This window comes from Paenibacillus wynnii (genome assembly GCF_000757885.1).
Lineage (GTDB): Bacteria > Bacillota > Bacilli > Paenibacillales > Paenibacillaceae > Paenibacillus_AQ > Paenibacillus_AQ wynnii.
The window spans coordinates 1,432,017-1,453,827 of sequence record NZ_JQCR01000002.1 but is presented as its reverse complement, the minus strand read 5'-3'; the positions used below and the strand labels follow the sequence as shown (position 1 = coordinate 1,453,827).

Annotated in this window: 24 protein-coding genes; 20 read left to right on the top strand and 4 right to left on the bottom strand. The window is 45.6% G+C overall.

Going from position 1 to position 21,811, the window contains the following annotated elements; genetic code table 11:
• Positions 1-86 precede the first annotated feature (86 nt).
• A complete protein-coding gene (locus PWYN_RS09065) occupies positions 87-452 on the top strand; it encodes a MerR family transcriptional regulator (protein WP_036650533.1) in 366 nt (121 codons plus the stop codon).
• Complete coding sequence (gene trxA / locus PWYN_RS09060; RefSeq protein ID WP_157261120.1) at positions 449-784, top strand: thioredoxin; 336 nt, start codon at positions 449-451, stop codon at positions 782-784. The genes PWYN_RS09065 and trxA overlap by 4 nt, the downstream gene beginning before the upstream one ends.
• A 60-nt stretch (positions 785-844) precedes the next feature.
• On the opposite strand, the gene PWYN_RS09055 is transcribed toward trxA, so the two are convergent.
• Positions 845-1,732 carry a CHAD domain-containing protein gene (locus tag PWYN_RS09055; protein WP_036650531.1) on the bottom strand — a complete coding sequence of 296 codons (888 nt, stop codon included), beginning with the start codon at positions 1,730-1,732 and terminating at the stop codon, positions 845-847.
• 139 nt (positions 1,733-1,871) lie between these two features.
• Between PWYN_RS09055 and PWYN_RS27965 the strand changes: the two genes are divergently transcribed.
• Positions 1,872-2,876, top strand: coding sequence for a copper amine oxidase N-terminal domain-containing protein (locus tag PWYN_RS27965; protein ID WP_052087855.1), 1,005 nt, complete (start codon positions 1,872-1,874; stop codon positions 2,874-2,876).
• On the top strand, positions 2,857-3,786 hold the full coding sequence (locus PWYN_RS27960; protein WP_052087854.1) for a lipoate--protein ligase family protein: 930 nt from the start codon (positions 2,857-2,859) through the stop codon (positions 3,784-3,786). The genes PWYN_RS27965 and PWYN_RS27960 overlap by 20 nt, the downstream gene beginning before the upstream one ends.
• Positions 3,787-4,319: 533 nt before the next feature.
• On the opposite strand, the gene PWYN_RS09040 is transcribed toward PWYN_RS27960, so the two are convergent.
• Positions 4,320-5,099, bottom strand: coding sequence for a carbon-nitrogen family hydrolase (locus PWYN_RS09040; protein ID WP_084146661.1), 780 nt, complete (start codon positions 5,097-5,099; stop codon positions 4,320-4,322).
• A gap of 172 nt (positions 5,100-5,271) precedes the next feature.
• Between PWYN_RS09040 and PWYN_RS09035 the strand changes: the two genes are divergently transcribed.
• The 8 genes from PWYN_RS09035 (at position 5,272) to PWYN_RS09000 (ending at position 10,739) form a co-directional block, all read left to right on the top strand.
• Entirely contained in the window at positions 5,272-5,700 is a 429-nt protein-coding gene (locus PWYN_RS09035; protein WP_036650529.1) for a MarR family winged helix-turn-helix transcriptional regulator, read from the top strand.
• A 45-nt stretch (positions 5,701-5,745) separates the two neighbouring features.
• On the top strand, positions 5,746-6,381 hold the full coding sequence (locus PWYN_RS09030; protein ID WP_036650527.1) for a nitroreductase family protein: 636 nt from the start codon (positions 5,746-5,748) through the stop codon (positions 6,379-6,381).
• An 18-nt stretch (positions 6,382-6,399) separates the two neighbouring features.
• On the top strand, positions 6,400-6,690 hold the full coding sequence (locus PWYN_RS09025) for a putative quinol monooxygenase (RefSeq protein ID WP_036650525.1): 291 nt from the start codon (positions 6,400-6,402) through the stop codon (positions 6,688-6,690).
• Positions 6,691-7,071: 381 nt separating this feature from the next.
• Entirely contained in the window at positions 7,072-7,287 is a 216-nt protein-coding gene (locus PWYN_RS09020; protein ID WP_157261119.1) for a hypothetical protein, read from the top strand.
• Between the two features lie 32 nt (positions 7,288-7,319).
• Positions 7,320-7,721 carry a hypothetical protein gene (locus PWYN_RS09015; protein WP_157261118.1) on the top strand — a complete coding sequence of 134 codons (402 nt, stop codon included), beginning with the start codon at positions 7,320-7,322 and terminating at the stop codon, positions 7,719-7,721.
• 12 nt (positions 7,722-7,733) lie between these two features.
• Positions 7,734-8,060, top strand: coding sequence for an ArsR/SmtB family transcription factor (locus tag PWYN_RS09010; RefSeq protein ID WP_036650522.1), 327 nt, complete (start codon positions 7,734-7,736; stop codon positions 8,058-8,060).
• Positions 8,061-8,166: 106 nt separating this feature from the next.
• Positions 8,167-9,945, top strand: coding sequence for a SulP family inorganic anion transporter (locus PWYN_RS09005; protein ID WP_036650521.1), 1,779 nt, complete (start codon positions 8,167-8,169; stop codon positions 9,943-9,945).
• Between the two features lie 122 nt (positions 9,946-10,067).
• Positions 10,068-10,739, top strand: coding sequence for a DUF1361 domain-containing protein (locus PWYN_RS09000; RefSeq protein WP_036650520.1), 672 nt, complete (start codon positions 10,068-10,070; stop codon positions 10,737-10,739).
• Here PWYN_RS09000 and PWYN_RS08995 read toward each other — a convergent pair.
• A complete protein-coding gene (locus PWYN_RS08995; protein ID WP_036650518.1) occupies positions 10,736-11,053 on the bottom strand; it encodes an MGMT family protein in 318 nt (105 codons plus the stop codon). The genes PWYN_RS09000 and PWYN_RS08995 overlap by 4 nt on opposite strands.
• Before the next feature lie 252 nt (positions 11,054-11,305).
• On the opposite strand from PWYN_RS08995, the gene PWYN_RS08990 reads away from it, so the two are divergent.
• The 8 genes from PWYN_RS08990 (at position 11,306) to PWYN_RS08950 (ending at position 20,670) form a co-directional block, all read left to right on the top strand.
• Positions 11,306-12,847, top strand: coding sequence for a spore germination protein (locus PWYN_RS08990; protein WP_036650517.1), 1,542 nt, complete (start codon positions 11,306-11,308; stop codon positions 12,845-12,847).
• Positions 12,844-14,001 carry a Ger(x)C family spore germination protein gene (locus PWYN_RS08985; RefSeq protein WP_036650516.1) on the top strand — a complete coding sequence of 386 codons (1,158 nt, stop codon included), beginning with the start codon at positions 12,844-12,846 and terminating at the stop codon, positions 13,999-14,001. The genes PWYN_RS08990 and PWYN_RS08985 overlap by 4 nt, the downstream gene beginning before the upstream one ends.
• A 235-nt stretch (positions 14,002-14,236) precedes the next feature.
• A complete protein-coding gene (locus PWYN_RS08975) occupies positions 14,237-15,337 on the top strand; it encodes a GerAB/ArcD/ProY family transporter (RefSeq protein ID WP_036650513.1) in 1,101 nt (366 codons plus the stop codon).
• A 91-nt stretch (positions 15,338-15,428) separates the two neighbouring features.
• Complete coding sequence (locus tag PWYN_RS08970) at positions 15,429-16,058, top strand: hypothetical protein (protein WP_036650511.1); 630 nt, start codon at positions 15,429-15,431, stop codon at positions 16,056-16,058.
• Positions 16,059-16,068: 10 nt separating this feature from the next.
• Positions 16,069-16,887, top strand: a complete 819-nt coding sequence (locus tag PWYN_RS08965) for a phosphotransferase family protein (RefSeq protein ID WP_036650509.1) — start codon at positions 16,069-16,071, stop codon at positions 16,885-16,887.
• A gap of 27 nt (positions 16,888-16,914) precedes the next feature.
• Positions 16,915-17,466, top strand: coding sequence for a DUF1697 domain-containing protein (locus PWYN_RS08960; RefSeq protein WP_036650507.1), 552 nt, complete (start codon positions 16,915-16,917; stop codon positions 17,464-17,466).
• Positions 17,467-17,655: 189 nt separating this feature from the next.
• Positions 17,656-19,659: a glycosyltransferase family 39 protein gene (locus tag PWYN_RS08955; protein WP_036650504.1), complete on the top strand. Its 2,004-nt coding sequence runs from the start codon at positions 17,656-17,658 to the stop codon at positions 19,657-19,659.
• A gap of 45 nt (positions 19,660-19,704) precedes the next feature.
• Positions 19,705-20,670, top strand: a complete 966-nt coding sequence (locus tag PWYN_RS08950) for a glycosyltransferase family 2 protein (RefSeq protein ID WP_036650502.1) — start codon at positions 19,705-19,707, stop codon at positions 20,668-20,670.
• Positions 20,671-21,052: 382 nt separating this feature from the next.
• Here the strand turns inward: PWYN_RS08950 and PWYN_RS08945 are convergent, their stop codons facing one another.
• The gene (locus PWYN_RS08945; protein ID WP_036650500.1) at positions 21,053-21,619 is read right to left on the bottom strand and encodes an FAD-dependent oxidoreductase; all 567 of its coding nucleotides are present in this window, start codon (positions 21,617-21,619) and stop codon (positions 21,053-21,055) included.
• Between the last annotated feature and the right edge of the window lie 192 nt (positions 21,620-21,811).

Sequence of the window (21,811 nt, the reverse complement as noted above, 5' to 3'; positions counted from 1 at the left end):
ATGATATGGAAAAGTGTTGACCTTAACACTGGTGTCAGGGTTTATACTATGTTTAGACCATTTCTCATGAACCCGGGGAGACTGCCATGAAAATAGGTGAGCTTGCAACACTGACTGGCGTTAGCGTTCGGTCATTGCGATATTATGAAAGTCAGGGATTGATTACACCGGTCCGTCAGGCCAACGGATATAGGGAGTATTCACCACTTGCTGTGGAGACAGTTGAAACGATTAAGCTATATTTGAATTTGGGTCTGTCAACGGAACAAATCGCTGGATTTCTGCACTGTGTGCTCAGGAACAAAGAGGCCTTCTGCGCAGAAGTGATGCCTCTATACGAGAGCAAGCTTGCAGATATTGAACGCCAGCTATTGGAGTTGAATCAGATCAAGCATAATTTGGAGGAGCGTATGGCTTCAATTATGCTAGAACAAAGGAGGGAATCGAATTGACAATACAAGCGAATAGTGCCGAATGGCTGCATACAGAGTTACAGCGGGGCGGAATAGTCTTAGTGGACTATGGTGCGGCGTGGTGTCCTCCCTGCAAGGTGCTGCTGCCTTTGTTGGAGGAGCTTCATCAGGAATATGGTGACGAGGTGACTGTTGTTAAGGTGGACTGTGACGAATTGCCCGAACTGGCAGCGGAAGCAGGTGTGATGAGCATGCCTACAGTCATAGTGTACAAGGACGGCCAACCCATGGAGAAGCTGGTAGGCTTACGCCCAAAGTCGGTCTATCAAAGCCTGTTGAATAAGCAACTGCTTGATCGGAAAGCGATTTAATAAATATAAAAAACAGGTAGGGTATCTATGAAGGACCCCTGCCTGTTTATTAATTCCATATTATTTGGACTTGCCTATGAGATTAGCTATATCCTCCTGATGTAAAGCATCCAGAACCTCTGCTTTAAGAGTGTCAGTGAAGACTTCCCAAGTTTTTTTGCTGATATCCAACTCCTCGCGTCCAATACGGTTCAAAGTCTGGAGCCATACCCGCTTATCATTAATCTGTCCGAGCTGTCCTTGTATCTCCGAATAAATTTGCTCATGAGTATGGAATTTCTGATTCAGCGCAAAGGCAGCAGCATTGGCTGTGTACCGAAGCTCTTTGGCCCCAATTCGCAATTGATGCAGTGCTTCATACGCTTCCTCTGAGTCTCCTTCAGGTCTCCGAAATAAAGCTCTGCATGATTGTTTCTTTTGTTCAAAAGCAACCTCAAGCTCTCGCATAACAACATTGGCATCTCTCTTCGCTACCAGGGGTTTCAATAGCGCTGTTAGGAAGGTGTTCCATTGTTCATCCAGCTTTTTTCCTAATAGCTTAGGCAGCTCATCAGCGAGCCTTTGACGATGTTTTTTGCGTTTTTCCTTCTGGTAGTTGATTACAGCTTTTAGAAGCTCGGCGCTTTTTGTGTCCTCGGCTTCTTTGGAGTGTTTCCGTCTTTTTTTAAAAGAATCAATGAGTACGTCATCGTCCCTAACCTTACCCAGCAGCTTTTGCGCTTTTTTGAAGTATGGGTATAACCCTGAAGAGTGACTTGGATCCAGAATGGCTAACAGAGTAAGAAGCTTACGGCTGTTCACCCGTGCCTGATGAATGTCTTCTTCATCAAACTTTTTAAGCGCAGCCTTACTATAGTCCTGAAAGTTGATATAAAGTAAATGAAGTGCCTGTTCCCATTGCTCCGCCTTACTAACCTGTCCAGTTCTTGACAGTTCTTCCACATTCATGTGCATCCCTCCAAAAGTTTGTTGGCTATATACCAAATTGCAGCGTAACCTTTTGAAAAAGAGTTGCGTCTTATACTATAAGACAACGTTATCATTATCAAACACGGATTACAAACCAACTTTGACAGGAGGGTTAAGGATGACGATTAAGAGTAAGTTTGCAGGGGTATTGGGCTTGGGCGTTCTGATCTCATGTGGGGGTTTATACGCGGGTGAACATCCGGTTCTGGCTCAGGCTGCATCTGCCCCAATAAGTGCCGCAGCTGTTTCTGTCACAGTTAAGACTCCTATAGTTAAAGTTAACGGCATAAAGCTATCCCTTACTGATACTCCTTATCTAAAGCAGGGTAGAGTAATGGTGCCTCTTAGAGGAGTGGCAGAGGGTATGGGTGCAGCAGTGACTTGGAATAAGGCAACCCTGACCGCAACGGTTGCTCGAGGCGTGCATAAGGCTCGGATGACAGCCGGTAGTACTGCAGCTTTTAAAGACGGCAATCCCGTAACTCTTGACGTCCCTGCAGAACTTCGGAACGGCCGAATCTATATTCCTCTGCGCTTCTCCGCTGAAAGCATGGGTGGGACGGTATCCTGGAATGCTTCAACATGGACAGCCTCCATAGCGATGCCGCTTATCCCATCCGCAGCTAAGTTGATTATTCAAACCACGGCAGATGCGGCAGTGGCGGCACTTAAGAATGAAGATTGGAGCGCATTGGCAGCTTTGAGTTCCCAGCAGGGAGTTCGTTTCTCCCCTTACGGTTATGTGAACACAGCAAGTGATCGTGTACTGAGTCATAGCTCCTTAACTACTGCGCCTTTAGACAATACTGCCTATCTCTGGGGTTCCTTTGATGGCACTGGCGATCCTATATTGTTGAACTTTGCCGGTTATTATGATCGATTTATATACAGCTCTGACTTCGCAGCAGCCCCGCAAATCGGTTACAATATGTCTATTGGTACGGGTAATACGATTAATAACGCGCATAATATTTATCCAAATGCTATTGTAGTCGAATATCATTACGCCGGATTTGATCCGCAATATGCCGGTATGGATTGGCAGAGCTTGCGGCTAGTATTCGAGGAAGAGGGTAGTCAGTGGGTACTCGTGGGCATTATTCATGATCAATGGACGATCTAATCCAGGAAAATATACAGAGATGAGCCAGCTTCCGCAGCAGATGGGACTGTTTGAGCATGTACATCGGAAGGCTGCAGAGCACAATAACAGTGAACGGGTTGGGGAGACAGATAAGCCTGCTGCATCCGGTGACATGCTGATCCCGTTCGCGTTTGAAGAAACGCTGTGCCGTGACGTTGGGGCGGGCTTGGTGCTCCCGTCGATACACCTTTGGAGTCACCAAGGGGGAGTGGCACTGGGACTCCGGGATAGCAAACTTCCCTGTGCAGGAGTAGCTATGTTAAGGCTTGAGGAACAGGGTATCCGCACAGCCGTTCGACATTCAGGAGGTGCTGCTGTACCGCTTGATGAAGGGGTGATTAACATCTCCCTGATTCTGCCGAAAAGCCGCGGCAAGCTGGACTTTCATGATGATTTCCGACTATTGGCTTCCTTGATAACGGAAGCTGTCGCCGTCTCTCACCCGTTGGCGGCGGCTAATGTTGAGGCGGGAGAGATTACTCACTCCTATTGCCCAGGTGACTTTGATCTGGCGATTGGCGGCCGTAAATTCTGCGGAATTGCCCAGCGGCGGCAGAGTCACGCCTATTTTGTACACGCTTTTGTGGTTATATCCGGGTCCGGACAGGAGCGAGGGGAGCTTATTCGCCGCTTCTATGAAGAGGCTGCCTGCGGGCAAGAAGGACTGTCCTATCCTGATGTACGACCGGAAACCCTTGCCGGATTGGGGGAGCTTGGCGGCCCGGCAACAACGGAGGTATTTACTGCGGCTATACTTCAGGTGCTAGCTAACCGCGGGATTCAAGTTAAGCCGGCTGCTGTCCTGGAGGAGGAGACAGGCTATACTTTGGACTATGAAGACATACGTGTGCTGGAAGCCGCTCGGGTCCTGCGGGAACGTTACGCATAGCATGAGCAGAAGGTTGAACGTACTGAATAGGCGCTGCAAGGATCGGAGGAAATTACCGAGCCTGCAGCGCCTTTTGCGTGATTCTCCGCAGAAAGGACGAGGATATACTCTCCACTAAGCGTTTGATACAAACACGTACTTACTAACTAACCAGCAAAAATCCAACGTCTGCTAACACCACCTATGTACCTAACTACTCCACGTCAACAAACCACTATCTATGTATTTAACTAACTATCTAACGTCCGCAAACCTCGACCAATATACTCTAACTACTCCACGTCCGCAAACCACCATCTATGTACTTAACTAACTATCTAACGCCCGCAACCGCTACCTATCCGAATAACTGCACTTAGTACAACTAAAGTTGCTCCATCTTCTATAAGCCAATGTTTAATTGTACTTTATGCAGTTATTTCACCGGTTTAGGGCTGTGAAACGTGTTTTGTTGGTTTTTAGATGTATAAAGTGCAACTAAAGTCAAACAGAGGCGATTTTTGCGGCAAATAGGTGTATAAAGTGCAACTAAACTACATATAAAGATGCGGACGTCTGTCTAGGAAAATGGGGATTTGCTGCCGAATCGAGCGCACTTTGTCCAAATCAAGCTCACCACTAACGATGGCTTCACTTTCAGAGGCTTCGCAAACGATTTCTCCCCATGGATCAATGATCATGGAGTGGCCGGCGAAGGTGTTGGCAGGATCCGTTCCTGTACGGTTGCAAGCTACAACATAGCACTGATTTTCGATGGCTCGGCTAATTAACAGCGCACGCCAGTGAGACAGCCTTGGCAGCGGCCACTCGGCACTGACGAACAACACTTCAGCACCCTGAGTCATGTGGGCCCGAATCCACTCCGGGAATCGGATATCGTAGCAGATTACACCGGCGCTCGATACACCATCCAATGTGAATAATCCTTTGCTTTCGCCAGGCTGTAAATACAGGTGTTCTTCCATCAATCCGAACAGATGCAGCTTGCTGTATTCCCCAATGAGTTCACCTTTGCGGTTAAATACGAGCATAGTGTTAGTTATACCGTCAGAATTCATTTTGGCGATAGAGCCCGCTACAATGTTAATGCCATATTCCTTTGCGAGAGACGAGATGAAGTTCTTGGTGATTCCCCCATCAGTGTCGGCAATGTCTGTCAACCGGGTTAAATCATAACCCGTGGTCCACAGCTCAGGAAGAATAAGGCAGTCGGGGGCTTCAGCGGCAGCTTCCCTAATTTTCAATTCCGCAGCGGAATAATTAGCCTCAGGATTGCCGAATGCTATATCCATCTGGATCAAGGATATTCTCAACAGTTAACCTCCTCTATGGACTGATAGATTAAGATTATCTGTTCTCCAACTCTAAAGCAACCTTTCAATCTGCATTAGAATGCCATTTAGTTGACGGGTCAACCAATAATGTGTAATATAACATTAAGCAAAACAATTTTACACAACTAATAATAGGATAGAGGGGGTAATTATGACTGAGCATCGTCCCCAGGAAGATCACATATTTGAGCTGCTGCAGTCTTTAAATAAGGGTATCGGTCCTAAATTCGAACGATGTGCCGGTATAAGTCCTTCCCGTCTCCGTCTTCTGCAAGAGCTGTTCCAAGTCGACGAGATTAGCCAGATTTCATTGCAAAAGGCCATTGATATTGATGCGGCGGCAATCACCCGACATTTAAAGGGCCTCGAAGAAGACGGGGTGATTACCCGTCGTAATAATCCGGCTGACAATAGGGTTACGCTTGTGTCTCTTACCCAAAAAGGCCGGGAAAAAATCGTTTCCTATCGCAAAGAAAAGAATCAATTTATTAACGGGTTGCTTACTGATTTTGACGAACAGGACCGCATTGCGCTGATTGATTTACTAACACGCATACAACATAATATCGGATCGCTGTAAGGCAATATTTTAATATTTTAATAACAAAAAGGAGATAAACAATTTATGAACGCTACACAAACCAATGACTTTACCAGCATAATTACAGGTCGCCGCTCCATTCGTAAATATGATTCATCCGTTAAAATCAGTAAGGAAGAGATGACTGAAATTCTTACGGAAGCTACACTCGCCCCTTCATCGGTGAACATGCAACCGTGGCGTTTTATTGTTATTGAAAGTGCAGAAGGAAAATCAAAGCTGGCTCCATTGGCCAAGTTCAATCAGATTCAGGTAGAAACGTCATCTGCTGTCATTGCTGTATTTGGAGATTTGAACAACTTCGATTATGCTGAAGAAATCTATGGCGCTGCTGTTGAGCGTGGACTAATGCCTGCTGATGTGAAGGAAAGACAGCTTACCGCATTGGCTGGTCATTTCTCCACACTGCCTGCCGATGTGAATAAGGATACCGTTCTAATTGATGCTGGCCTCGTTTCTATGCAGCTTATGCTGGCAGCCCGTGCTCACGGTTATGACACCAACCCGATTGGCGGATATGAAAAGGATCGAATTGCCGAGGCTTATGGCTTGGACAAGGAACGTTACATCCCTGTGATGCTTATTTCCATCGGCAAAGCAGCGGAAGAGGGCTACGCATCGGTACGCCTTCCGATTGACAAAATCACGGATTGGAAATAAGAGGAGGTTGAAGAGACAATGATTATTACTCATGCTGTTTTTCATGTGCTTCCAGAGCGTCGGGCTCAATTTCTGGAAGAAGTTAAGCCGTTGATTGCTGCTTCGGTTGCTGAAGAAGGCAATCAATCCTATGAATTGTACAGACATACAGAGAATGAAAATGACTTTATAATGGTGGAGACCTGGCGTGATTCAGAGGCCGTCTCTGAACATAATGCGAGTGGACACTTTACTGCATTTGCTGCAAAAGCTGGAACCTTCCTGTCTGCACCGCTGGATGTTAAGGTCTATAACGGCAATGTATTATAATAAACAACTTAAATGAACTTAAATAACAAGCGCTCAGGCATCCAATTGCCCGAGCGCTTTGTTATTTACAAGTGAGAAGCTCCGAACGTTTACACATCCAAATTATAGGGTATCTATCTATAGCTGTTCATCGGCAGCCCTCACGGCTGTTGGACCAAATGAAGCCTGCAGCATCTAGTTACAATGAGGAATCCCTTCAACGACGCATGATAGACGTAATGAATATCCACCTCTCAGGCGGATCTCTGCAAATCGTAGCCGAGGATTATAATGATATCCCTCCTATAATAAAAGCAGGTTTATATGGGGGGAGACCCGTAGGTATCGGCAAGAGCTGGGAGGAGTAATTGCGAGCTTTGAGCAGCTTGTGAATTTCCGGGAATGACTGACACAGTGCTGGGAGAGCTAGCCACTGTGGCCGCTCGTCTGGATCAGGTTAAGCTGAAGGCTATGGCACCCCAGAAGACCTGGAATAATGAGGTGACTCCCTATGTAAACGGCCCCCAGTGTCTGGAGATGATGGTAGACGAGAAGCACCTATTTGAACGCCGCCACACGGAATTATACTTGAACGGCTATGAGAATCCTCATGTATAATTAATTCAACTACAACATTACAGATGGAGCTTATGATGATAATAACAATTACCGGACGCGGATTAAGAAAAGACGAGATTCTCTTCACCTCACCCTACGGGGAGGGTAAAGGCATATGGTGCGGAGCAGCGATTTCACTGGGCCATAACTATGAGGTGGAGTTCGAGATTAACCAGCTTCTAATGAGATGGATTGATATATTGCCGGCGGCAGCAGCTGAATACAGCCTAACGCTGGATAAGGATCAAGTTACTTTTACCGGCAGGCTGGAGAACATCGAGGAGGATGGATCGGCATTTCTTCAGATGGGTGACAGCTTGATTATGTTCGAGTGTCTGGGTGAACCTATGGCTCTGGGTACTTTTGTAGAGGTCAAGACGGCTGACCTCCGGATATATGATATGATAGTAGTCGATTCAGAAGTAAAGCCATAAGGAGCTCAAGTCATGAACAGCGATATTCAGCAATTTAAGACAGAGTTTTTCAAGGCGTTGGCGCATCCTATGCGAATTCGTATATTGGAGCTGCTAAGCGAGGGTGAAAAGAATGTAAATGAACTTCAGGCTATTTTAGGCTCGGAGGGCTCTGCTGTGTCTCAACAACTAGCTGTGTTGCGGGCCAAAAATGTGGTAGCCAGCGTCAAGGATGGAACCTCAGTCATCTACTCCCTTCGAGATCCCCTAATCAAAGACCTTTTGGCTGTCACCAAGCAAATATTCGATAATCATCTTGTGAATACTATTTCCTTGCTGGAAGGCATCCGCAGCGAGTGAAATTTGGATATTAAGCGTTATTTGGACGTTGACAATTTTGGCGTTCAGGAGTAGTGTTTACCTTATATTCAAATAATCAGATATTTAGAGAAAAGAAGGTTAGATCATGACAGGCTGGGGCCGGTTTCAAGGCTATACTCTTTCTTCTTTACGTAAGGATATAATATCAGGGACAATCGTCGGTATTATTGCCATCCCGTTAGGGATGGCATTTGCTATTGCTTCAGGCGTGAAGCCGGAGTACGGAATTTATACAACCATTATTGCGGGTATTCTAATTTCACTGTTCGGTGGATCGAAATTTCAAATTGGCGGACCTACAGGTGCATTTATCCCCATTTTATTCGCTATAGGCATGCAGTATGGATATGAGAACCTGCTGATTGCGGGGATGATGGCAGGAGTGTTTCTCGTCATCATGGGATTGTTGAAGCTCGGAGTTCTGATCAAATTTATCCCGAAGCCGGTGACGATAGGTTTTACAGCAGGCATAGCCGTTATTATATTTAGCGGACAGATTGCTAATTTCTTGGGTTTGCGCGATATGACGCGGCACGAGAAATTCCTGGATAATATGAGGGAGATCGGTGTCCATATATCTACAATTAACGTTTACAGCATTCTAACGGCTGCGCTTTGCCTCGTTGTGGTGATGCTGACTATTCGATTTGCACCAAGGGTGCCGGGATCACTTATTGGTCTTTTATTCGCTACGGTGCTTGCAGCACTGTTCTTCAGCGGCAAGGTGTCTACCATTGGTTCTGCCTATGGGGCTATTCCTAATACACTTCCAAGCTTTCACTTTCCAGTGATCACCTGGGACCGTATGGTTTCTCTAATCCGCCCGGCATTCCTAATCGCCATACTGGGTGCGATTGAATCGCTGTTGTCCGCCGTTGTGGCAGACGGCATGACGGGGGAACGTCATAACAGCAACCGCGAGCTGATCGGTCAGGGGATTGCCAATATTATCGCTCCGCTGTTCGGAGGGATTCCGGCGACCGGGGCTATTGCAAGAACAGCTACTAATATTAAGAACGGGGCAACCTCGCCTATCTCCGGGGTCATTCACGGAGTCGTTGTTTTTCTTATTCTACTGCTGTTTGCTCCATATGCTTCAGCTATACCGCTCGCTGCTATGGCACCTATCCTGATGGTAGTCGCCTGGAATATGAGCGAGCGCAAGGAGTTCCTTCACCTGCTCAAGACCAAAACCGGTGATTCGCTGGTATTGCTCATCACTTTTCTATTGACGGTGTTTGCAGACCTGACACTTGCGGTAGAGGTGGGGCTTGTTCTTGCCGTAGTTCTATTTGTAAAACGGATGGGCGAGGTTCATGGAGTCTCCAAGGTACTTCCTGATCCGTCATCTGTTAAGGTAGCGGCACACATGGTTACAGACAATCATGACTGCCCGCAGATCGGGATTTACAACGTAGAGGGACCGCTATTTTTCGGGGCTGCTTATAAATTCGATCATACGATGCCTGGTTCAGGTACGGATGAGTCTACTGTTATATTATTGCGGATGGCAAAGGTTCCATTCATGGATACCACCGGAGAGGCTAATTTGGCTGGACTAGTGAAGCAGTTGCAGGCCAACGGGGGTAAGCTGATGATATCGAGTATTCAACCTCAACCGCTCAGTATGCTGAGAAAGACGGGATTGTATGATAGCATCGGTGCAGAACATTTCTACGAGCATACCGGGGAAGCGATTAATGATGCGCTGCGCGCTATCGATAAGAGTAAGTGTGCAGGCTGCAGACATTCGGCTTTCAGAGAATGTAGTGCTCTCTCAGGCCTGGATGAAGGTTTAAGTCAACACTCCTTCAAAGGACGCGCAAAGGCCGGGGTAATACCTGAGCTTCGCGGCGGAATTTAGAATCAACAAGCCCGGGCACTCTCAGTGTCCGGGCTTTTATAATTCAACTAGACGTCTGCCCTGGCTATTTGTACAATTGGAGGTAATACATGTAATCTTGTTGCGGAGGAGAACTTAAACTGATGAAGGAATTAAATTACCCCAAAGTATTTATGCTTTTGGCCGCTCTGTCGTTAGCAACACTTGCCGTGTACCGTGTAATCTCGTTGCGTACAGATACGTATTATGCTTTTCTGATCTGGAATCTGTTTCTAGCCTGGATTCCTTTTATGTTCTCGATGACTGTTTACCAATTGGACAAATGGAAAATTGGAGGGTTTCTCCTGCTTCCTCTTTGTGCTGCATGGCTGCTGTTTTTTCCGAACGCCCCGTATATCATGACCGATCTTCTGCATTTAACGATAAGGAACAAAAGGTACATAGTCGAGGGCGAAGTACTAAGCCGCTACTGGTATGACCTAACCATGCTGTTGTTATTTACCTGGAGCGCTTGGATGACCGGTTTCTTCTCGCTTTATCAGATTCAGTCGGTTATCTACCGCAAGAGCAACCTGCTCTTATCCTGGATATTTGTTCTTGCAGCCTGTGGCCTGGGAGGCTATGGCGTTCTACTCGGCAGGGTATACCGTCTTAATAGCTGGGATATATTAACGGATCGGCATCAGCTCTACAAGCTTATGGTCGACAGTCTAAATCGGCAGTCCGTATTTTTCAGCCTGTTCATCACTTTTGTTCTGCTTGTTATCTACGCTACCCTCTACAGTTTCCTAAATGCGCGTGGTAAGAAAAGCTAGTCTGTCAGATCAGGAAAGAATTGAAACCTCTTAAGGTCAATCGCATTTTTCTGATCAAAAATAACGCCCTCTCCGATCAGCTGAAGCTTCTGCATGGAGTTGGACTCATCTTCCGTGAGGGAGATCATACCCTTAGCGTTAACCACCCGGTGCCACGGCAAATTATACTTCCGGCTCATAGAGTGAAGGATTCGAACGACTTGTCGGGCTCCACGCGGACTGCCTGCAGCAAAAGCGATGCTTCCGTAGGTCATAACCTTTCCTTCTGGAATAGATTGAATAATGCGGACAACTTTTTCCGTGAACGGTGTCACTGCGAGAACTCCTTTACCTAGTAGTAACCCAATTATAACAGAGTGGATAGAGGCCGCAGGCAGCGGCTTCTTTTTTTTGAAATATAAGAAAGTATAAGTTTTCAGTACACTTTGCTTATATTTCTACGAGAAACGGATACCGTCCCATTAAGGACGGCAAAGCCGTTTCTTCTTGAGATAACAAAAGATGCATAAGAGTGAATATATGGGGGGATAATTTAACAAAATCTATTGCGGCAGGAGTGAGACCCTATGTCGGTGCAAGAAACAGACAATAATCAAGAAAAGTCTCCTTCAAGTAAGACATTATCGTCTCTATCGCTTAGTGCCTCATTGGATGAGAATCTAGCCTTATTTCGCCGAATATTTGCAAATGATGGAACGCTCAGAACAAGAATGATTAACAATGCGTACAGTAAGGAAATTCGTTGTGGCCTGATCTATATTGACGGTATGGCGGATCGGAATCTAATTCAGGAAGCTATTATAAGGCCGCTTATGAGCTTTGACTTCGGTGATATTGAGGACTTGCCAGCTGAAGGGCTAATAGACAAAATACAGACCCAAATTGTAAATATTAGTGAAGTGACACTTTTTAAGCAGCCAGATGATTTAGTTAGTGCCATTGTAGCTGGGCAATCCGTCTTATTCGTAGATGGAAGTTCCGAAGGTCTTAGTCTTAATGTGCAGGGCTGGGAGACTCGAGCCATTTCAGAGCCCTCCACAGAAAAAGGTATCAGGGGACCCCGTGAGGGTTTTACAGAGTCTTTGCCCGTTAATTTGTCACTCATTAGGAGAAGAATACAGAGTTCCGACTTAAAAATTATTTTTACGGAGATAGGAATTCGCTCCAAAACACAAACATGCCTGGTATATATGGAAAACCTGGCTTCCCCAGATATTCTGCAGGACTTGCAGAAGCGGCTTGAACAAGTCAAGGTGGACCATATTTCGGATACGGGTTATCTTGCGGAGTTACTTAGGGATGAGCGTTATTCGCCATTCGAGATGATAGGGAGCACGGAACGCCCTGATTCTGTGGTTGGTAAAATGATGGAGGGAAGAATAGCCTTGCTAGTAGAAGGCAGTCCTTTTGCGTTGACCTTACCGTATGTATTTGTAGAGAATTTTCAGACCAGTGAGGATTATTACCTTAATTTTTATTTTGCTTCCGTTAACCGAATGCTAAGGGTAATAGGAGCTTTTCTGTCCATTAGTATACCTGCTCTTTACTTAGCATTGGTATCCTTTAGCCAGGAAATGCTGCCTACCATGCTGCTGCTCAGTATTGCCAATGCGAGAAAGGCGGTCCCTTTCCCCACCATTGTTGAGGCGATACTTATGCTAACCGTATTTGAGATTCTCCGTGAAGCGGGGGCACGGATACCAGCAGCCATTGGGCAGGCCGTAAGCGTCGTGGGAGCGCTGGTACTAGGACAGGCTGCGGTAGATGCCCGCATCGTCAGCGCTCCCATGGTTATCGTTGTGGGTGTGACAGGCATAACATCACTGCTTAACCCTCGACTTACGGGGCCGTTGTTGGTGATCCGATTGTTTTTGCTTCTATCCGCTTTTTTTATGGGTTTATATGGGTACTTTTTAGGTTTGCTCGCTTTAGTTATACACTTAATGGGCCTTCGTTCCTTTGGAGTTTCATACATGCTCAAAGTGGGCTCGACCAAACCTAAAGATATCAAGGATTCCGTGTTCAGAGCACCGTGGTGGTATTTGTATGTTCATCCGGTAATCGTCGGGGCACGCAATCGAAAGAGAAAGTCTGGGAACAAGCCATGACTCCAGTGAAAAGATTACTGTCCGCAATGCTCTTTCTGTTGCTTCTGCTCAGCATTTCAGGCTGCTGGAATTACACGGAGGTTGAGGAGATCTCTATTGTGGCCGGTGTAGCCATCGATAAGGAAAAAGCCACTGGCAAAATATTGTTGACCGCGGAAACGATTGATACGTCAGGGGGGGGAGGGCCGGAGAATCAGGCTAGCTCCACCATTAGCTCTCTTGCGGGGGATACGATGTTTGATATTGTCCGGAGCATGATTACTATGACAGGAAACAAGCTGTTCTGGAGCCATGCCAAGGCGATTATTATCAGTGAGGAGATGGCCAAGGAAGGGGTATTAAGAGTTATTGATTGGTACAGCAGAGATACGGAGACACGATCGGATGTATATATATTTATTGCTAAAGAGAAGAACGCCAGGGATATCCTTAATCTGAATAAAACAAAGAATACGATTCTTTCCTTTGAGCTTGGTGACATGATGCAACATGAGAGGCATGTGAGTACAGCTCCTGTTTCGGACATTTGGGATTTTTTTGACAAGCTGGAATCTTCGGGGCAGCATGCGATAGCACCGCTAGTCTATATCAATGAGAGAGATAATAAAAAAACGGAGCGAATCAGCGGGTCTGCTGTTTTTTCAAAAGATAAAATGGTTGGGACTCTGACTGGGGAAGAAACTAAATATATGCTTTTCGTTAATAATAAGATCAAAGGGGGGATACTGCCGGTTAACGACAAGAAAGGAAAACCTGCCTATTCCCTAGAGATTTTCTCCAATAAAACAAAAATAAAGCCAGTATGGGTTAACGGGAAACTGCAAATACAGGTCAGCACTGAAACGAAAACCGGGTTGGGTGAAGTGATGACACCGAATGGATTCCCAGATTTTGAAAAGATTAAAGAGATTGAGGAGCTTGCAAAGCAGCAGTTGCAGAATAACATGCTTGCCGTAATTCATAAAGTTCAGAAGAAATATAAATCGGATATCTTTGGATTTGGAGCGAATATTCATATGAATGATCCAAAAGACTGGAAGAAGCTGAAGAAAAATTGGGACGAGTCCTTTCCTTTACTGCAAGTTGTGGTTAAACCTAAAGTGATTATTGAGACTAGTGCCAAGACGACTAGATCAATAAAAATAGTTGAATAATTATGGGTATTTTCATCGTGCTTCTTTATGTGGGTATCTTGTGGATTGATCCCTATAGATTGCTTAAGCAAGGGGAGAAACGTGATTTCTATGTATGCTCTGCCTTGTGTTTTGTTTCTTTCTCTATCGCATTTGCATTGGCAATGGGTTGGGAGATTCCCAGCCCCTCACCGTGGATTGTACAATGGGTGGGGAAACTTTTCTAGAGAATAGATGTTTGAAAGGGGGCTAAAGCATGAGTAAAGAGATTGTACCCGCAGGGAATTATATCAGTATGATCATCCTGTTTGTATTTGGAAGCACACTAATTATGGGGGTAACAGGGAAGTCAGGCAACAGCAGCTGGATTACGCTACTTCTTGCCATGGCGCTGACGGTACCCTTACTTATAACCCTTGCTCGATTGAATGTTCTTTTTCCGGGCAAAGATCTCTTTGACATGCTGGTCGCCGTTTTTGGGAAAATCGGAGGTAAAATATTCTCCTGTTTGTATATATGGTATGCATTGCATCTTGGATCGCTGGTTCTGCGAAATTTCGGGGAATTCTGTCGAACGGTTGCATTAACAGAAACACCCATGATTGTTCCTATGCTTTTTGTGGGTCTGCTCGGCATATCGGCTGTTAAATCAGGAATTGAAGTATTGGGGCGAACTGCTAAACTTCTACTTGTGTTCAGTATCTTCGTAATCATAATCGTTCAATTGTTAGCCATCCCCTTGTTTGACTTTGAACATTTGAGACCTGTATTAGATCCCGGCTGGGGACCTATCTTGAACGATGCCTTTGGTACTTTTACATTTCCCTTTGCCGAAACTATATTGTTTTTGGGAACTTTTCGGGCCCTTCCTAAGAAGGGCTCGGCCTATAAGATACTAATAAGCGGCTTGTTAATTGCCGGTTTAATCATTTTATTCATTTCTGTAAGAAACCTGCTGGTACTTGGCTCCAACGCATTGACAAGTCTTTACTTTCCTTCTTATGTGGCTGTCAGCAGAATAAATGTGGGTAATTTTTTAACGAGGATTGAGGGATCGTCTGCCATTGTTTTTTGTACCTCTCTATTTATGAAAGTCAGCATATGTTTATATGTAGCCAGCACAGGAATGGCTAAAGTATTCAACTTAAAGAGTTACCGTTCTGTAGTGCTTCAAATGGGGCTTATCATGGTCTATATAGCAAATTTTATATTTAAAGATATTTTTGAGATGCAGCATTTTGCCTTTGAAACCTATAGATATTATGCACTTCCGTTTCAGGTAATTATCCCGTTAATATTATGGATTGGCGCCGAGCTGGTTATCAGAAAAAGTAATCGAAAGCAAACATCATCTTGAGCCATAGTAATATTTCCAAACGTTAGTTAGGATAGCTATAATAAAAGCAAGGGCATATCCGTACATTGTTATTGGAGGAGAGAATGGACCTATGAGTGTAAACCATATTCTTATGCCTTCATATTGGGGTAGAGAGGTTAGACATACACATATTACGCAAGGCTCTAAGGCGTTGGCTGTGGTTTTTCCCGGGAGAAACTATTCTGCAGAACGGCCGCTGCTGGAGTATGCAGCCAAGGTAGCGAAGGAGTATAACTGTGACATTCTGTTGCTGGAATACGGTTATCAAAGTGCAAGGGTTGACCTTCAACGTGAACAGATGAGTATCATCGTTGATGAATGTAAATCAGCAATTACCTCCCTTCCTGTATACGAGAGATTTCTGTTCATCAGTAAGAGCATGGGGACGGTAATCGCCGGTAGAATCGCCGAGGAGCTGGAAATACAGAAGAAGACTTCACATTTGTATTTAACTCCGCTGCAAGAAACGATACCGTTCATTCGGCGAAGTGCAGGAAGTGTGATTTATGGTAGTATTGATCCGTTGTTCACTGAGCAGCATTCCCGTGAGATTACGAATGTGAATCACATCAAAGTGTATAGAATGGATGATGCCAATCACTATTTGGAAGTAGGCACTGTTAACGAATCCTTAGCGATACTTATTGTGATTATTAATTTATACCATGAATATTTTAGGGACGCACTGAAAAATTTATAGGGGGAACCGAGTGAAGGAGAAGCTTATAGGTGAAGGAAGGACAGCGGAGATACTTCAGCATAAGGGGCAGACGATTGTAAAGCTATACCGGGAGAACGTTTCAGAACAGAATATACTCCGTGAGTACAAAGTCAGTCAGTTCGTGTATACGCAGGGTATCCGTAGCCCGAAGCCTTTTGAACTCATAACTATGAATGAACGGAAAGGTATTGTATTTGAACAAATTCTGGGCCCTTCGCTACTAAAGATGATTAGCAAGAATCCTTGGAGAGTCAGCCAATACGCCAAAATGATGGCAGAGCTGCACTATAGCCTACATAAGCTTGACGCTTCGGAAGAGATCGGGCATCAGAAGGAAATGTTAAGTAGATGCATTAAAGAGGCACCGATGCTTGATATAGGTGAAAAGTCGGCTATTTTGTCCTATCTAGAGCACCTCCCGGAGGATTACAAGTTATGCCACGGAGATTTTCATCCGGATAACGTTCTATTGGATCAAGAAGAAGCATGGGTTATTGATTGGATGACTGGAGCAGCTGGAGATCCTAATGGAGACGCTGCACGATCGGTGATCATGTTCAGTAAAGGAGCTATACCTCAACAAGCTCCTCTACCAGTCAAATTAATGATAGGATTCATTAGGAAGAGACTAACGAAGGGATACATCCGCGAGTATCTCAGGTTATCAGGGCAATCCTATGCAGATATAGATCAATGGGTTCTACCGGTAGCGGCAGCACGGTTGGTGGAATGGCTTCCCCACACGGAAAAAGAGCAGCTTCTTGCAGAAATTCGAAAACGCCTAAAGGTGCTGTCGGCGAGAAAATGAACTAAGAAGAAGGAGGGGCGATGACTTTTGACAAGCTATATTGCGCTTCTGCGCGGCATTAATGTCGGCGGTAACAAGATAATCAAAATGCAAGATTTAAAGTTGCTGTTCCAGTCTCTCGAATTAGATCATGTCAGGACCTACATCCAGAGCGGCAATGTTATTTTTGAGAGTAACAATCATGAGATTGAACTGCTTGGCGGGTTGATTGAGCTGCGCATCAAAGAGGTATATGGATTTCAAGTTTCCGTTATTCTTCGAACGCTGGAGGAACTGGCGCAGGTGATAGAGAACAACCCCTTTGATCTCCCGGAACAAGAGGACTATAAAAGGCTTTATGTCTCGTTCTTAACCTCTGAACCTTCTACTGAGGCGCTTGAAAAGCTGCAACCCTACATGGACGGGCCGGATAAGTTAAGATTTGTCGGCAAAGAAATGTATGCGTTCTATGAGGTCAGTGTAAGTCAGTCAGCGCTTTTTAAAGTTCCAATGGATAAAATGTTAGGCATGCCAGCTACAAGCCGCAATTGGAATACAGTGAATAAGCTCGTTGCTCTAGGTAGAGTAGAAAAGCCATAATCGCATTTATAACATGGAGAATAAGCAAGGCTAGCCCCCTATTGGGGGCTTTTTTACGTTCAGCAAACATTCAGCCATTATTCATTGAGAGTTAAGGTAAGGATGCAATAATTTATCTACGGAAAGATTGAAACGGACATAGGGGGCAGCTCGAGCTATAAAGTTATAAAGGATAAGGAGTGGAGACATATGAAGTTTATCATAAGAATGGGTTCTGATATCGTTCTGTTAGGCATTCTGGTGCTAGCAGCTTTTCTGTACGGGTATGAAATTTGGAATGATCAATATGCGAATACATATTACACCACCGCAGTAGGGAGCATGCTGCAAAGCTTTCATAATTTCTTTTTTGTATCCCTGGATTCCGCGGGTTCTGTAACGGTTGACAAGCCGCCGGAAACCTTCTGGATTCAGACGCTCGGTGCTCTGATTTTCGGATTGCATGGCTGGAGTGTAATTCTGCCTCAGGCTTTGGGTGGTGTTGGATCGGTACTATTGGTATATCTGTTGGTGAAGCCGACCTTCGGCAGAATGTCAGCACGATTAGCCGCTTTGGCGATGGCGACCACTCCGGTAGCAGCTGCGGTCAGCCGTACGAACAACATTGATGCCATGCTCGTATTTACCCTCCTATTAGCCGCATGGTTCCTATTTAAGGGAACTGAAAGTAATAAAATCGGCAGCCTTATCGCCTCATTTGCGCTGATCGGGGTTGGATTTAATGAAAAGATGCTGCAGGCCTATATGGTTCTGCCGGCCTTTTACCTCTTTTATATACTGGCAGCGAAGGTGAATTGGAAGAGGAAAACAGGTGTATTAGCAGCTTCCACGGCTGTACTGCTCGTAGTATCTCTATCTTGGGCGGTTATCGTGGATTCGATTCCTGCCAGCAAACGTCCTTATATCGGCAGCAGCGGAACTAACTCTGTACTTAACTTAGCCTTTGGATATAACGGAGTATCCCGCTTAACAGGGGATCAGGGAAAAGGCGGGAACGGAGGCGGAATGCCGGGTCAGGTCGCAGATAACGGTGCCGACGGAGGGCGCCGTCTACCTGCTGGTGCCGGAGGCGGATTCGGGAACCGTGGCGGTGCAGGTGCAGGTAGTGGCGGAATGTTTAATACAGGAACAGCGGGTCCGCTGCGTTTATTCCAGTCGGAGTTGTCCGGTCAGTCCAGCTGGCTGCTTCCATTTGCAGCCTTCGCCTGTATAGGATTGTTCGCAAGCTTGCGACGTACAAACTTTACCCAAAAGCATAAAGAAGCATTGTTTTGGCTCGCATGGTTGGTGCCGATTATGGGGTTCTTCAGCATTGCTGGCTTCTTCCACCAATATTATCTGATTATGATGGCACCCCCGATTGCCGCATTGGCGGGTGCAGGTTGGTCTGAATTATGGAGTCTGTACCGAGATCGATCAGGCTGGCTATCCTGGCTCTTGCCTGCTGCAACGCTGATAACAGCAGCGCTTCAGTGGTACATCCTTCATCCGTATGACAATACAATCGGCAGCGGCTGGTCCATAGGTATCCTGCTCGCAGGAGCAATGATTGCCCTGCTGCTGGCAGCTTTTAAGGGAAAAGAGAAACCATTTGCCTATGCGGCAGGATTAGCCGGTTTATTGGTATTGTTGATTGGGCCGATGTATTGGGCTCTGACACCCATAACTTATGGGCAGAACAGTATGATTCCAGCGGCAGGGCCAACAGGTGGAAATGAAATGGGTGGATTCCAACCCAATGCTCAGATGCTAAGCCAGATGGGGAATGCCGGAGTCATGCCGGGAGGAACCAATGCTGGAACAAGGAGCGGTCTCAACAAATCATTGCTAACTTATTTGCAGAGTCACAACACCGATGAGAAATACTTGTTCGCCGTTATGGACTATAATACGGCAGCTCCTTATATCGTGGACGAGGGTGCCAAAGTTGTTATTTTGAACGGATTCTCCGGGTCAGATAAGGTGTACACCGCAGACACGCTTGAGGCTCTAGTCGAAAGTGGAAAAGTGAGGTACTTCCTTGTATCCAGCGGGGGAATGGGTGGCGGCCGCGGGGGCAACTCTGAGCTGACAACGTGGATTAACGAGAATGGAACAGAGATTCCGGCAGCCGATTGGCAGGGAACAGGAGCAGCAGGAACAGCTCTAGCAGCAAACAGCAGCGGTACTTTGTACGAGGTAACACTGAAATAAAATGAGATTGATCAGGGCTTTACCAATTTAAGGAGTAGCTGCTGGATGAGTACCAAAGTGGGCTATTCCATTATTATACCCATGTTTAACGAAGAGGCGGTTATTCAAGAAACGTACCAGAGAATTAAGAAAGTAATGGTAATGACGGGTGAGGCTTATGAGCTTCTTTTCGTAAATGACGGCAGCACGGATAGCTGTGCACAAATGATAGAGGAATACAGTTATTGGGATGAGAGCGTCAGTCTGATCGACCTATCTCGTAATTTTGGGCACCAGATTGCCATAACAGCCGATATGGATTATGCAGTGGGTGATGCGGTTGTCATTATTGACGCTGATTTACAGGACCCGCCTGAACTGATCCTCGATATGATCAAAGAATGGAAGAAAGGATACGAAGTCGTCTATGCCAAACGCGTGAAGCGCAATGGAGAGTCCCTTTTCAAAAAATGGACAGCCAGCCTGTTTTATAGAGTGCTCCGGTATTCGACAGACATCTCCATACCGGTAGATACCGGTGATTTTCGACTAATTGACCGTAAGGTATGTGACCAGTTAAAGCGTCTGCCGGAGAAAAACCGTTTTGTACGGGGACTCGTCAGTTGGGTCGGCTTCCGTCAGAAGGCCATTGAGTATGAGCGGGATGAACGTCTGGCGGGAGAAACCAAGTATCCATTGAAGCGGATGATTAAGCTGTCTCTGGATGGGATCACTTCCTTTTCGTATAAACCGCTGAAGCTTGCCGGATATTTGGGGGCTTTATTATCAGCCTCGGGTTTTCTATATCTTGTGTATGTTATGTATCTGGTTATTTTTACGGAATCTGCAGTAAAGGGCTGGGCTTCAATGATTGGAATTACGCTAACTTTTAACGGTTTCGTACTAATTATGCTGGGCATTCTGGGTGAGTATGTCGGCCGAATTTATGATGAGACTAAGGGGCGTCCGCTCTACATTGTCCAGGAGGTTTATGGAGGGAATTTAATTGCGCATAAAGGGATTGATTACTGAAGGGAAATAAAGAGTATAAGTAACTTTGAATCGGTGAGTACGAGCAACAGCGGTGGAATCGCATTGAAATGTAGTCTAGGCTCGGGTCAGACCGGGTTAGTTGCACTTTGTACATCTATTAGGTGCGAATTTGGGACTTGTAGAGCTTTAATTGTAGTAAATGCAACTAAAATCTCGCAAAAGAGGCGTTATCGCCGAGTATTGTAGATATAAGTGTAGAAAATGCAACTATTGTGAGCGGTGCGGGTATGGTGGATGTTTTAGTTGTATAAAGTGCACTTAAAAGCTCAGATAGGCCTCGGAAAAACTCAGCAATGTCTCCATATGACGAAAAATCCGGAAAACAGACTTAAAGTCCATCTTCCGGATCGTGAGGATCTTATTAAGATTTCAAAACATCATGATCGACGTATCGTGCACCGTTCAATTCGCTGATTACATTGATAGCAACCTTCGCTCCGTCACCTGCAGTAATGATCGCATGAACGCTTACTCCTGCAACGGTTCCTGCGGCCCAAATGCCTGGAACATTTGTTTTGCCTTCGGTGTTAACAGCTACTACCGTTTTAATTCTTGGCTCTGAGCCATCCTTCGTTTCTACGCCGGCTTTGGCAGCCAGATCCGTTAATACACCGGTGGCAAGAATGACATGCTTCGCTTCATAGGTTATTCCGCTTTCACTTTCAATCATAAAGCTGGCTCCGCTTGGTACGAGATTAACGGCTTGTTCGGCAACAAGCTCTGCACCAAACTTCATAGCTTGCTTATGACCGGTTTCAACCAGCTCGGGGCCCCCAATTTCAGCAATACCGTAGTAGTTCTCGTACCATCCTCTTCGGGTCATTCCCTGATCATTGTCGATAAGCAGCGTCTTCTTACCTGCTTTTGCGGCGAACAGAGCTGCGCTAGCACCCGCAGGTCCCGCTCCAATTACGGCGATTTCGTACATGTCCCAACCTCCTAAAAGTTTTGTGGAGCAGTACTTCTTACGAACTAACGTCATAACAAAACTACTCCGAAAGCATAAACTAAGTTTTGTGGAGCAGTACTTCTTACGAACTAACGTCATAACAAAACTACTCCGAAAGCATAAACTAAGTTTTGTGGAGCACATCTTCTTTCGAATCAGCATTCTCACTTA